Source organism: Methylorubrum sp. Q1, assembly GCF_004683995.1.
Classification (GTDB): domain Bacteria; phylum Pseudomonadota; class Alphaproteobacteria; order Rhizobiales; family Beijerinckiaceae; genus Methylobacterium.
Genome location: NZ_SRHQ01000023.1, coordinates 20,542 through 33,079, shown reverse-complemented (window position 1 = coordinate 33,079; position 12,538 = coordinate 20,542). Strand labels below are relative to the sequence as shown.

General features: G+C 69.5%; 8 protein-coding genes. 7 read left to right on the top strand and 1 reads right to left on the bottom strand.

All coding sequences use genetic code 11. From position 1 onward, the window contains the following. Nucleotides 1-4: 4 nt before the first annotated feature. The 7 genes from E4V01_RS19830 to E4V01_RS25775 all read left to right on the top strand — a co-directional run bounded on the left by E4V01_RS19830 (nucleotide 5) and on the right by E4V01_RS25775 (nucleotide 7,352). A complete protein-coding gene (locus E4V01_RS19830) occupies nucleotides 5-775 on the top strand; it encodes an ABC transporter ATP-binding protein (protein WP_135299517.1) in 771 nt (256 codons plus the stop codon). 10 nt (nucleotides 776-785) lie between these two features. Continuing rightward, nucleotides 786-1,667 carry a branched-chain amino acid ABC transporter permease gene (locus E4V01_RS19825; protein ID WP_135299516.1) on the top strand — a complete coding sequence of 294 codons (882 nt, stop codon included), beginning with the start codon at nucleotides 786-788 and terminating at the stop codon, nucleotides 1,665-1,667. A 4-nt stretch (nucleotides 1,668-1,671) separates the two neighbouring features. Continuing rightward, nucleotides 1,672-2,715 (top strand): branched-chain amino acid ABC transporter permease, encoded by a 1,044-nt coding sequence (locus tag E4V01_RS19820; protein ID WP_135299515.1) that lies wholly within the window; start codon nucleotides 1,672-1,674, stop codon nucleotides 2,713-2,715. Between the two features lie 34 nt (nucleotides 2,716-2,749). Beyond that, nucleotides 2,750-4,123: an ABC transporter substrate-binding protein gene (locus E4V01_RS19815; protein ID WP_135299514.1), complete on the top strand. Its 1,374-nt coding sequence runs from the start codon at nucleotides 2,750-2,752 to the stop codon at nucleotides 4,121-4,123. Next, nucleotides 4,120-4,881, top strand: a complete 762-nt coding sequence (locus E4V01_RS19810; RefSeq protein WP_135299513.1) for an ABC transporter ATP-binding protein — start codon at nucleotides 4,120-4,122, stop codon at nucleotides 4,879-4,881. The genes E4V01_RS19815 and E4V01_RS19810 overlap by 4 nt, the downstream gene beginning before the upstream one ends. 31 nt (nucleotides 4,882-4,912) lie before the next feature. Then, nucleotides 4,913-6,187, top strand: a complete 1,275-nt coding sequence (locus tag E4V01_RS19805; protein WP_135299512.1) for a monooxygenase — start codon at nucleotides 4,913-4,915, stop codon at nucleotides 6,185-6,187. A gap of 220 nt (nucleotides 6,188-6,407) precedes the next feature. Then, complete coding sequence (locus E4V01_RS25775) at nucleotides 6,408-7,352, top strand: helix-turn-helix domain-containing protein (protein ID WP_193763244.1); 945 nt, start codon at nucleotides 6,408-6,410, stop codon at nucleotides 7,350-7,352. A gap of 121 nt (nucleotides 7,353-7,473) precedes the next feature. Here the strand turns inward: E4V01_RS25775 and E4V01_RS19795 are convergent, their stop codons facing one another. Further along, nucleotides 7,474-12,162 carry a flagellin hook IN motif-containing protein gene (locus E4V01_RS19795; RefSeq protein WP_135299511.1) on the bottom strand — a complete coding sequence of 1,563 codons (4,689 nt, stop codon included), beginning with the start codon at nucleotides 12,160-12,162 and terminating at the stop codon, nucleotides 7,474-7,476. Nucleotides 12,163-12,538 lie beyond the last annotated feature (376 nt).

Genomic DNA, 12,538 nt, shown 5'->3' with positions numbered 1-12,538 from the left:
AGCGATGGCCGACCCGATCCTCGAACTCTCCGACGTCTCGCTCTCGTTCAAGGGCCTCAAGGCGATCAATGCTTTGAGCTTCTCGGTCGAGCGCGGCGAGATCTGCGCCCTCATCGGCCCGAACGGGGCGGGCAAATCCTCGGCGCTCAACATCCTCAACGGCGTCTACCGGGCTCAATCCGGCCATGTCGCCTTCGAGGGGAAGCGGCTGCGCTCGATCCGGCCGGGGGAGGCGGCCCGGCGGGGGATCGGGCGCACCTTCCAGCACGCGGCCCTGTTCTCCGGCCTCAGCGTCCTCGACAACGTGCTGGCCGGGCTCGCGCGCCACAGCCGCACCACCCTGATCGAGCACGCGCTGGGGCTCCCCCGGGACGCCGCCGAGACGCGCCGCTTCCGGGCAGCCGCGGACGAGACGCTGAGTTTCCTCGAACTCACCCCCTACCGCGACCGCATCGTCGCGACGCTCCCCTACGGCATCCAGAAGCGGGTCGATCTCGCCCGCGCCCTGGTGGCGCGGCCCACGCTGCTGCTGCTCGACGAGCCGATGGCCGGCATGAACGGCGAGGAGAAGCGCGCCATGGCCCGCTTCATCGCGGCGGCGCGCGATGAATTCGGCACCACCATCGTGCTGATCGAGCACGATATCGGCGTCGTCATGAGCCTGTCCGACCACGTCGTGGTGCTCGATTACGGCCGCAAGGTCGGCGACGGGCCGCCGGACGCCGTGCGCAACGACCCGGCCGTGATCGCGGCCTATCTCGGCAAGCCGCATTGAGGGCCGATCCATGAGCTTCTTTCTGGAAACGCTCGCGGGCGGCCTGCTCGCCGGCGTGATGTATGCCCTCGTCGCGATCGGCTTCGTGCTGATCTACAAGGCGTCGGGCGTGTTCAACTTCGCGCAAGGGGCGATGGTGCTCTGCGCCGCGCTCACCTTCGTGACGCTGACCGAGCGCGACGTTCCGTTCTGGCTCGCCGGCCTGATCACGCTGGCGATCATGGTGACGCTGGCGGTCGCCGTCGAGCGGGTGGTGCTGCGGCCTCTCGTGAACCGCTCGCAGATCACGCTGTTCATGGCGACGCTGGGCCTGTCCTACATCATCGAGGGCGGCTCGCAGTTCGTAATGGGCGCAAGCGTCCACGAACTCGACCTCGGCATCAGCGACCTGCCGGTGGCGATCGGCCCGATCCAGCTCAGCTCCTTCGATCTCGTGGCCGCCGCGAGTGCCGGCGCCCTGGTGATCGCCCTGTGGCTGTTCTTCGAGCGCACCCGCGTCGGCGTCTCGCTGCGCGCGGTGGCGGACGATCCGCAGGCGGCGCTCTCCATCGGCATCCGGCTCCCCGTGCTCTGGGCCACGGTCTGGGCGGTGGCCGGGTTCGTGGCGCTGGTGGCGGGCCTGCTCTGGGGCGCGCGCCAGGGGGTGCAGTTCTCCCTCACCTTCGTGGTGCTGAAAGCGCTCCCGGTGCTCATCATTGGCGGCTTCACCTCGATCACCGGCGCCGTCGTCGGCGGCCTCATCGTCGGCGCGGCCGACGCGCTCGCCGAGATCTATCTCGGGCCGCTGCTGGGCGGCTCCGTCTCCACCTGGTTCGCCTACGGGCTCGCCGTCGCCTTCCTGCTGGTGCGCCCGGCCGGACTGTTCGGCGAACGCGCCATCGAGAGAGTCTGACCCGATGCCTCCTGCCCTCGCTGCCGCCCTCGCGCCCGTCGGGCGCCCCGCGCTGCCCGCTCTTCCCGTGCGCGCCGCCGGCCTCGCCCTTCTGCTCGCGGTCGCCTTCGTGGCGATCCCGCTCACCGCCACCGATTACTGGTACAACGCGATCCTGATCCCGTTCCTGATCATGGCTCTGGCCGGGCTCGGCCTGAACCTGACCATGGGCTATGCGGGCCAAGCCTCGCTCGGCACCGGCGCCTTCATGGCGGTGGGGGCCTACGCCACCTACAACCTGCTGCTGCGCCTTCCCGAACTGCCGCTGCCGGTCAGCCTCGCGGGCGGGGGCCTCATCGCCGGGGCGGTCGGGCTCGTCGTCGGCCTGCCGAGCCTTCGCATCAAGGGCTTCTACCTGATCGCGCCGACGCTGGCGGCGCAATTCCTGATCGAATGGGTCTTCAATCAGGTCGGCTGGTTCTCGAACTACGCCTCGTCCAGCGCGATCTCGGCCCCGCGCCTCGTGTTCCTCGGCTACGACCTGTCGAGCCCGGCCGGACGCTACGCCTTGACGCTGACCAGCGTCACCGCCGTCACGGTGCTGGCGTGGCGCCTCGTCGGAAGCCAGACCGGCCGCAACTGGCGGGCGGTGCGCGACGGCGAAACCGCGGCGGCGGTGATCGGCGTGCCGGTGGCGCGGGCCAAGCTCTCGGCCTTCTTCGTCGGGGCCACGGTGAGCGGTGTGGCCGGGGCGCTGTGGGCGTTTGCCTATCTCGGCACGGTCGATGCCCGCAGCTTCGATCTCGACCGCTCGTTCCAGGCGATGTTCATCATCATCATCGGCGGCTTGAGCAGCCTGTCCGGCAGCTTCATCGGCGCCGCCTTCATCGTGCTGACGCCGATCCTGCTCACCCACCTGTCGAACGCGTTCCTCGGTGGCAGCCTCGACGGCGGCCAGCTCTCGAACCTCCAGCGCATCCTCTTCGGCGCGCTCATCATCGGCTTCCTGATCAAGGAGCCGAACGGGCTGGCCGCGCTGCTCGGCCGCCTGCGCCGCCCCGCCCGCTGATCCTTTTCCCAGAACCGTCCCGGAGAACCGAACGATGCCACGCCTGTCCCGCGCCCTGCGCGCCGTCGCCCTCGCCGCAAGCCTGACCGCCGCTCCAGGCCTCGCGCCCACCGCCTTCGCGCAAGAAGTCGGTGCTCAAGCGGCCAAGCAATACATTCCCCTCGCGACCTACCGGGTCGGCGCCTACGCCTCGTCCGGCACGCCGGTCTGGGGCGGGACCATCGACTACCTGCGCTACCTCAACGAGGTCGAGGGCGGCATCAACGGCGTCAAGCTGACCTGGGAGGAGTGCGAGACCGAGTGGGCGGTCGAGAAGGGCGTCGAGTGCTACGAGCGGCTGAAGGGCGGCCGTGACGGCTCGCCGGTGCCGCTGTTCCTGCCGCACGGCGATCCGATCACGAAGGCGCTCACCGAGAAATCCGCCGCCGACAAGATCCCGCTGCTCACCACCGGCTACGGCCGCACCGAGGCGATCGACGGACGCGTCTTCCCCTACAGCTTCACCGCGCTGTTCAGCTTCTGGAGCGAGGCCTCCTCGGCGGTGAACTACATCGCCGAGCAGGTCGGCGGGAAGGACAAGCTCAAGGGCCTCAAGATCGCGACCGTCTACCACGACTCGCCTTACGGCAAGGAGACGCAAGTCCCGCTCGACCTGCTGGCCAAGACCTACGGCTTCGAGAACATCCAGATCGCGGTGCCGCATCCCGGCAACGACCAGTCGGCGCAATGGGCGCGCATCCGCCAGATCAAGCCGGACTGGGTCTTCCTGCGCGGCTGGGGCGTGATGACCCCGGTGGCGATCAAGACCGCGGCCAAGACGGGCTTTCCCGTCGATCACATCATCGGCGGCATCTGGTCGGGGTCGGAGGAGGACGTGCGCCCGGCCGGCAGCGTCGGCAAGGGCTATCTCGCCATCACCCCGTTCCCGGCCGGGGCCGAGTTCGGCATCCTCAAGAAGATCAAGGCGGCGATCATCGATCAGGGCAAGAGCGACCTGAAGGATCTCAAGAGCTTCGGTTCGGTCTACTATAATTCCGGTGTGATCGAGACGATCATCGCCGTCGAGGCGATCCGCACGGCGCAAGCCCGCTTCGGCAAGCGCCCCCTCAACGGCGAGGAGACGCAGTGGGGCCTCGAACACCTCGTGCTCGACGAGGCCCGCCTGAAGGAACTCGGCGCGGACGGCCTCGTCCAGCCGCTGCGCCTCTCGATCAAGGACCACGAGGGCGGCGGCGCCGGCAAGGTGCTGCAATGGGACGGCGGCAAGTGGAACATCGTCAGCAACGGCTGGGTCAAATCCGACCGTGAGCTGCTCCTGCCGGTGATCTACGAGCGCGCAGCGGCCTATGCCCGCGAAAAGGGCATCACGCCGCGCTCCGAGGACACGGCGGAGGCGGGCGCGAAATGAGCGCTCCCTTCCTCGACGTCGAAGCCATCGAGGCGGTCTACGGCGCCTCGATCCTGGCGCTCCGCGACGTATCGCTCAGCGTCGCCAAGGGCGAGATCGTCGCCCTGATCGGCCCCAACGGTGCCGGCAAGACCACGACCCTGCGGGCGATCTCGAACCTGCTCGGTGCGCAGCGCGGCAGCCTGCGGCGCGGCGCCATCCGCTGGCAGGGCGAGGCGACCGGGCGCCTCGACCCGGCCGACCTCGTCGCCCGCGGCATCGTGCAGGTGCTGGAGGGCCGCCACGTCTTCGGCCAGCTCACGGTGGAGGAGAATCTGCTGACGGGCGGCTATCTCCGCCGCCCGAGCCGGCGCCAGCTCGCGGATGATCTGGAGCGGATCTACGCGTGGTTCCCGCGCCTGAAGCAGCGGCGCGGGGCGAAAGCCGGCCTGACGTCGGGCGGCGAGCAGCAGATGGTGGCGATCGGACGCGCCCTGATGACCCGCCCGACGCTGCTGCTCCTCGACGAACCTTCCATGGGGCTCGCGCCGATCATCGTCGCCGAGATCTTCACGATCGTCACCCGGCTCAACCGCGAGGAGGGGATGAGCGTCCTCGTCGCCGAGCAGAACGCCAACCTCGTGCTCGACCATGCCCACCGCGCCGTCGTGCTCGAGAGCGGGCGCGTGGTGGCCTCCGGCTCGAGCGCGGACCTCGCCGCGAGCGGACGGCTCGGCGCGCTCTACCTCGGCGGCGCCGAGGCCGGAACCCGGCACTGAGACCTTTGTCCTTTACCGAACGAGACAGTCGATGAGTGAACCCGACGCCACCCGCTGGGCCGCCCCATTGGCCGCCCCTTGGACCGCTTGGGGCACGCCCCCGAGCCCGCGCTACGAGACCCTCGCCGCGCGCTTCCGGCCCGTCTTCGCCCGCATCCGCGAGGGGGCGCTCGCGCGCGAGCGGGAGCGGGATCTGCCCTACGCGGCGATTGCTTGGCTGAAGGAGGCCCGCTTCGGCGCCCTGCGGGTGCCGGAGGACGAGGGCGGCTTCGGCGCGAGCCTGCCCGACCTGTTCGCGTTGCTGGCCGAACTGGGGCAAGCCGATTCCAACCTGCCGCAGGCCCTGCGCAACCATCTCGGCTTCACCGAGGACACCGTCGGCAGCCCGGCGGGCCCGCGGCGGACGCACTGGATCGAGCGCCTCGCGGCCGGCGACCTGTTCGGCGGCGCGTGGTCCGAGACCGGGACCGCCGCGGTCGGCACCTTCGAGACCCGCATCCACCGCAGCGGCGCGGGCTGGGGGCTGACGGGCAGGAAGTACTACACCACGGGCTCGCTCTTCGCCGACTGGATCGACGTCGTCGGCACCGGCGAGGCGGGGGAGGAAACCTCGGTAGTGGTGCCGGCCAAAGCCCCGGGCGTCGAGATCATCGACGACTGGGACGGGTTCGGCCAGCGGCTCACCGCCAGCGGCACCGCCCTGTTCGCGGATGCCCCCGCCATCGGCGAGCCGCTGCCGACGGCGGAGCGCTTCCCCTACGGCCCCGCCTTCTTCCAGGCGGTGCATCTGGCGACGCTGACCGGCATCGCCCGGGCGGCGGCGGGCGAGGTGGCCCAGGCGGTGCGCGAACGGGCGCGCACCTATTCCCACGCCGCCGGAGCCCGTCCCAGCGCCGACCCGCAGGTGCTTCAAGTCGTGGGCCGGGTTCACAGCCTCGCCTACGCTGCCGGAGCGATCAACGGGCAGGCGGCGCAGGCCGTGCAGCGGGCCTACGAGGCGCGGGTCGGCGGCCTGTCCGAAGCGGAGGCGCAGACGATCAACGTGGCGGCGGAGATCGAGCTGGCACAGGCCCAGAGCGTGCTGACCGGCCTCGTGCTCGATGCCGGCACGATCCTGTTCGACGCGCTCGGCGCCTCGGCCACACGCCGCGGCCTCGCGCTCGACCGCCACTGGCGCAACGCCCGCACGATCGCCTCGCACAATCCGCGCATCTTCAAGGACCGCGTCGTCGGCGATTACGCGGTCAACGGCACCGAGCCGCCATTCCAGTGGAAGATCGGCCGCGTGCCCGAACCCCGCGCCTGAGGCCCACGCTCACGGTGCCCGTGCGGGGGGGGGCTTACGCATTCGGACGCAGCTTGCGCGGGCATCCGCGACGCGTTCCAATCCCGGTGCAACCGCACCCGGCCGATGCCGTTGTCCGCGAGTCTCTCGGAGACGGTTTTCTGTCAGGCCGCCCGATCACGGCGCGGACGCGGCGACGGGAGGTCCGGACTCCGCGACCAAACCGCATCACGAATCTCCCATGCCGCAAACGAGTGGTTCCCCGCCGGATCCGTCGCTGTTCCAGCGCTTCATCCCCGAGATCGCCCACCGGACGAGCGGCGAGATTCTGGCCCATCCCGACTTCGCGGCGATGCGCCAGCGCTACGTCGCCGGCACGACGGCGTGCTACGAAATCGCCTCCTTCCCCGGAGGTTGGCAGAGCGCGGCCTATCGGGTCGCGACCATCAGCGCGATCATCTGCCTCCATGCGGCCTGGGATCCGGCGGACCGGGCGACGTGGCCGACGCTGGCGCGGCTCAAGGAGGCGGGAGCGACCTTCGGGCTCTCGAGCCCGCGGCAGATCGATGATCTCATCGGCCGCCTCGTCGAGACGAACTACGTCGTTCTGGAGCGCCCCGACGCCGACGGCCGGCTGCGGCTGCTGGTGCCGACGGACAAGCTCCTGGCCTGGGATCGGGTCTTGCTGTCATCCTATTACGGCGTGCTGCAGGACCTCTATCCGGACCCCGGATACGGTCCCGCCGTGTCCCGCGATCCGACCCTTCATCTGGCCCAGCGCCGGGTCTCGGTCGGGATGTTCGACGTCATCGGCCGGTTCATCGCACGAAACGGCGACATCGTCCCGTTCCTGCAGATGTATCAGGGCTTCCAAGTCCTGATGCGGGTGATCCTGCTGCGGGAGGCGGATGCGGAGGCCACGATCCGCGACGGCGATTTCTCCGATATCATGGCGCGCTTCGGGATATCCCGCTCCCATGTCCGCAACATCCTGGCGGCGGCCGAAGCGGGGGGCCTGCTCACGCATGACGGCCGGGGACGCAAGCATCTCGCCCCGACCCCCCGCGGCCTGGCGGCCGTTGACCGTTTCATCGCGGACACCCTCGCCTCGCACGACATGACCTATCGCATGGCGCTCGCGAGCCTGGAGGCGGAACCGGCCCGCTCGTCGGGCACGGCCGCCTGATCCGACGGCGTCTTCCGCGAGCGGCCCGCCGCCGCCTGCGCCGACCCAACGAAAAGGGCCGGCTCCCCCGAGGAAGCCGGCCCCTTCTGTCGTCCCGAGCCGAACTTCGGCGCGGATCGCCTTACCGCAGGAGCTGCAGGATGCCCTGCTGCGACTGGTTGGCCAGCGACAGGGCCGAGATCGCCAGCGAGTTGCGGGTCGAGAGCGCCTGGGAGTTGGCCGCCTCCTCGTTGAGGTCGGCGCTGGTCAGGTTGGCAGCCCCCGTATCGAGGACGGTGATGATCTGCTTGGTGAAGTCCTGCCGGTTCTGCACCACCGCGAGGTTCGAGCCGAGCGCGGCCGCGCGCGACTGGAGCTGGCTGCTGGCGCTGTTGATCTGATCGACGATCTTCTTGATGGCGCTGCTCTCCTGGAAGTTGGTCTGGCCCACCGCCGAGAGGCCGAGGCTGGCCGCGTTGGTGGCGCTGCCCTGGACCTTGAGCGAGGACGAGCCCTTCTCGTTGAAGTTGATCGTGAGGTTGTCGCCGGACAGGAGGTTCACGCCGTTGAACCCGGCATCCGAGGCGAGCTGGTCCATCTGCTTGAGCAGGTCGTTGTAGGTCTGCACGAGGTTGTTGCGGGCGTTGAGGCCGTCGCCGCCGAGATTGGCCGTGGCGGTGCCGGTGGTGAACGGGTTGCCGGTGCCACTCGCGAGGATCGACAGGTTCTGGGCACCGACGTCGTTCGAGGTGGTGATCGAGATCTTGCCCGTCAGCGAGTCGATGGTGGCCTGGGCGTTGGCCGGGGCGAGCGCCTCGTTGAGCTGGGCCAGCGTCGAGATCTGGCCCGGCGCGGTCCCGAAGGTGATGGTGGCCGTGTTGATGCTCGTCCCGCTGCCGACCTGGACGGTGATCGACTTGCCGGCCAGCGCGCTCTGCGAGGATGGCGCGCCGGCACCCGCCGCGAAGTCCGTCGCGGTGAAGCCGAGGTTCGACACCTTCGAGGTGGCGGTCGAGCCGTCCCCGAGTTGCACCGCGGTCCGTGAATCGGCGGCGGTGAAGCTGAACTTGTTGGTCGCCGCGTCGTAGCTCGCGGTCACCGCGCCGTTGGTCGCCGCCCCGACCTTCTGCACGAGCGAGCCGATCGTGTCCGTCGCCGTCAGGTTCACGGTCTGGCCGTTGACCGAGAAGCTGTCGCCGCCCTGGAAGCCGAGGGTCGAGATCAGCGAGGTCTGGCCCGGATCGGAGATGCCGGCGACCGAGGCTTCCGTGCTCGCGAGCCCGAGCGTGTTGAACTCCGAGCCCTTGATCGTGAACGAATGGCCGTCGGCGCCCCCCGTGAAGGTGAGCCTGTTGCCGTCCTTGCCCGCGGTGACGCCGGTGATCGAACTCTTGGCGTTGATGGCGGCCATCGCCTCGTCGAGCGTGGCCGAGGCCGCGATGGCGATCTCCGTGCCGTTCACCGTCACGGATTGCGCGGCGCCCTGGTTGTTGTTGACCCGCTCGGTGATACCCGAGAAGCCGCTGGAGGCGGTATTGCTCGACTGCACGGTGAAGGCGGAGCCATCCGCCTTGCCGGTGAGCTTGATCTTGCCCGCGTTGTCGGGATCGACGGCGGCGCTGACGCCGGTGGTCGAACTCTTGGCGTTGATGGCGGTGATGGCGGCCGCCTGGTCGTCGCCGGCCGCGATGTCGATCGGGGTGCCGTTGATCGTCAGCGTCTGCGCGGCGGAAGCCTTGCCGTTGTCCGCAGTCACCGTGCTGGTCCCGAAGCCCGCCGTGCTGTTGGGTCCGCCCGTCACCGTGAAGCCGGCGCCGGTCGCCGCGCCCTTGAGCACGATCTTGCCATCCGCCGAGGCCGAGGCCGTCACGCCGGTCGTGCCGGACTTGTCGTTGATGGCCTGCAGGGCGCCCGCCAGAATCTTGGCGTCGCTGTCCCCGGCCGCGCCCCCGTGGATCGTGATCGGCTGGTCGCCGCCGGTCGCCCCCCTGATCGTGATCGTCTGGCTCTCGGCGGCCTTCTGACCGGTCGAGAGCAACGGCGTGGCGGTGAAGCCGCCACCGGGGCTGGTGCTGGCAACGTTCAGCGCGGAGCCGTCGGCCTTGCCGGTGAACACAAGCGTCCCGCTGGCGCCACTGACCGTGATGCCGCTTGTTCCGTTTTTATCGAGTTCCGCCTGGATCTTCCCGGCGGCGAGCGTGGCCGACGTCTCTGTCGACGTGAGATCGACAGAGTAGGTCGTCGCGGTGGCGCCCGAGCCCGACGTGATCGTCAGCTTCGCGCCGCCGGAGCCGGCGGCGGGAGCCGCGTAGGGGGCGGTGGCGCTGAGGGTGCCGGCCACAGCGGTCCGTTCCCCGGTCGAGGCCTGCCCCGCATTGACGAAGCCGCCGGCTTCCGCGGTGGCTTTGACCGTCAGGGCAACGTTGTTCGTGCTGCCGGTGAAGGTCAGGGTGCCGTTGTTGTTCGCGACCGTGATGCCGGTACCGCCCAGACGCGTCGTGAGGGCCGTCTCGAGGTCACCGGCGGTCATCCCTGCCGGGATGTCGAAGGAGATCGGCGTCGTGCTGTTCGCTCCGGACGCCTCCGAGATGACGATACGCGTGCCGCCGGTGCCAGGTGCCGTGTAGGTGACACCGACCGTGCCCTTCGAGCTCGCGGTCTGGTCGGTGGACGTCGTGCCGGTCCCGCCGGTGAAGCCCGCATCGGGGCCGGTGCTGGACACGGTCAGGGCGGAGCCGTCGGTCTTGCCGGTGAAGACGAGCGCAGTGCCGCCGGCGTTGAGCGCGACCGAGATGCCGCTGTTCTGGTCGAGCTCATCTCGAATCTTGGTCAAGGCCGTGCCGATCGCATCGCCCTGCGCGAGTTCGACGGTGATCGGGCTGTCCGTTCCCGACTTGATCGTCAGCTTCGCGCCGCCCGCTCCGGGCGCCGCGTAGGTGCCGCCCGTGACGGTGCCGCTTTGCGCCTGCTGGGCATTGCCTGCACTCACCGAATTGGTGAAGCCGGCCAGCGCGACGCCGCTGGTGATGCTCAGGGCGTCACCGTTGCTCTTGCCGGTGAAGACGAGGTCGCTGCCTCTCACCTCGGCCTTGATGCCGCTCGTGCCGAACGCGTCGTTGAACTTCCGGGCCGCGGCCTCCTTCGAGTCGCCGGCCGCGAGATCGACGTAGGTCGTCGTCGCGCCTCCGCCCGTGCCCGATGTGACGGCGAGGCGGGCGCCGCCCGAAGCCGGAGGGGTGTAGGCCGCCGTCAGCGTCCCGGCCACCGCGCCGGCGGGGGCCTGGAAGGCACCGCCGGCCGTCGTCGTAGCGGGGGTGCCGTCCGGGGTGAAGACGCCGCTCACCGTAGCGGCGAGGTTCGTCGTCGTCGGCGTCGCCGAGAAGCCGCTCGAGACGGGATTCGAGGAGGCGACGGTGAAGGCGGAGCCGTCCACTTTGCCGGTGAGGAGGAGGCGGGTGGCGTCGGCCGGATCCTTGGCCGCGGAGACGCCGGTCGTGCCCTTCTGATTGTTGATCGCCGTGACCGCCGCGTCGATGTCGCCGCCGCCCGGAATGGTGATCAGGGTGCCGTTGATCGTCAGCGTCTGGGTCGCCGCCGGCGCACCGTTCGCCGTGGTGAGCGCGGTCGCGCCGAAGCCGAGGGTGTTGCCGGGGCTGCCCGTCACGGTGAAGTTCGTGCCGTCCGCCTTGCCGCTGAGCACCAGCCGCTGTCCGGTGCCGCCGTCCGACTCGAAGGTGGCGGTGACGCCGGTGGGCGTAGCGCCCGTATTGGCGTCGTTGATGACCTGGAGCACCGCCTTCCTGACGTCGGCCGCGTCGTCGCCCGCCCGGCCGCCCGAGATCGTGATCTCGCGGGTGCCGATCGTCAGCTTCTGGGTCTGGGCCGCGACGTTGTCGGTCGAGACGGTCGCCGGGGCTCCGAAGCCGGTGCCGGCCGCGCCCGTGCCGCTGGCCGAGACCCGGATCTGGTCGCCGTTGGTGTCGCCTGTGAAGGCGAGCTTGCCGTCACGGTCGAGCGAGACCGCGACCGTCGAGCGGTTGTTCTGATTGGCCGGGTCGGCATTGAACAGGTTGATTTGGGTCTTGATCTCCTCGACCGCCTGGTCGGCGGTCATGTTCTGATTGAGATTGACCGTGATGGTCCGCTCGGTCGAGCCGGTGCCGGCCTTGATGGCCAGCTTCGTATCGCTGCCGAAACCGGCCGAGGCGAAGGCGCTGCCTCCGGTCACCGTCCCCGCGACCGCGTTGCCCGGTGCGCTGAACGCGGAGGACGCCGTCGCCTTGGCCGCCGTCGGCGTCGTGGCGGTGAAGCTGGCGCCGCGCATCGTCGAGGGCGCGGCGGTCGGCTTGTAATCGACGCTGCCGGTCACCTTGGCCGCCACCGCCGCCGCGGGCTGGCCGTCCACCAGGGTGCCGACCGCCTTGTCGGAGAGCGCCGCGGTCGGGCCGGTGGAGAGCAGGTTGGTGGCGCTCGCGCCCGACAGCGCCGTCGAGACCGAGGCGGCCTTCGAGGTGAAGGCGTTGGTGGCGGCGAGCGCCTGCTGCGCCGTCGACTTGAGCTGGCTGGTGAGGCTCTGGAGCTTGGACAGGCCGGTATTGGCCGCCTGGATCGTCTGGACGCCGTTCGAGATGCCGTCGAGCAGGGACGACAGCTCGGTCGAGCGCCCGCTCAGATTGGTGGCGGTGAAGAAGTTGATCGGGTTGTCGAGGGCCGAGTTGACCTTCTTGCCGGTCGAGAGCCGGCTCTGGGTCGTCGCGAGCAGGCTCGCGGTGTCCTGGAGCGAGAGCAGGTTCTGCCGCGTCGCGGCCGAGAGCGTGATGCTGGAAGACATGGGGCGACGCGATCCTCAGGGAGCCGACGTGTCGGCGGTGAGGGGATGAAGCGCCCGGCGCGATTGATGAGGATCTAAGTATTTTCGCCAGATACCGCCGATTATGTCTCATAAAATCTCAGGATAGTAGCGTTTAGTCTCAAAACTATATTGTGCGTCAAAGTATATCTAAAAGGTCGCATTTCGTCTCAAATGCGGCATCGGCGCCGCCATCCGGCATTTGCCGGCTGTGACGCGCTCTTGCACATCCAAAGGGCGGCGGGGGCAAAGGGTGGCGAGGGATGGTCCGGCAAGCGGGCCGAGCCGGAAGCCGGAGCATCCGAGATCGTCGCAAAATTTGACACGGCGGCCCGATTGTCCAACTTCGGGACAGGCG

Bases quoted from the DNA above. Each gene is read 5' to 3' on its own strand.
- E4V01_RS19795 (WP_135299511.1), bottom strand. From the start codon at position 12,162: ATGTCTTCCAGCATCACGCTCTCGGCCGCGACGCGGCAGAACCTGCTC.
- E4V01_RS19805 (WP_135299512.1), top strand. From the start codon at position 4,913: ATGAGTGAACCCGACGCCACCCGCTGGGCCGCCCCATTGGCCGCCCCT.
- E4V01_RS19810 (WP_135299513.1), top strand. From the start codon at position 4,120: ATGAGCGCTCCCTTCCTCGACGTCGAAGCCATCGAGGCGGTCTACGGC.
- E4V01_RS19830 (WP_135299517.1), top strand. From the start codon at position 5: ATGGCCGACCCGATCCTCGAACTCTCCGACGTCTCGCTCTCGTTCAAG.
- E4V01_RS19820 (WP_135299515.1), top strand. From the start codon at position 1,672: ATGCCTCCTGCCCTCGCTGCCGCCCTCGCGCCCGTCGGGCGCCCCGCG.
- E4V01_RS19825 (WP_135299516.1), top strand. From the start codon at position 786: ATGAGCTTCTTTCTGGAAACGCTCGCGGGCGGCCTGCTCGCCGGCGTG.
- E4V01_RS25775 (WP_193763244.1), top strand. From the start codon at position 6,408: ATGCCGCAAACGAGTGGTTCCCCGCCGGATCCGTCGCTGTTCCAGCGC.
- E4V01_RS19815 (WP_135299514.1), top strand. From the start codon at position 2,750: ATGCCACGCCTGTCCCGCGCCCTGCGCGCCGTCGCCCTCGCCGCAAGC.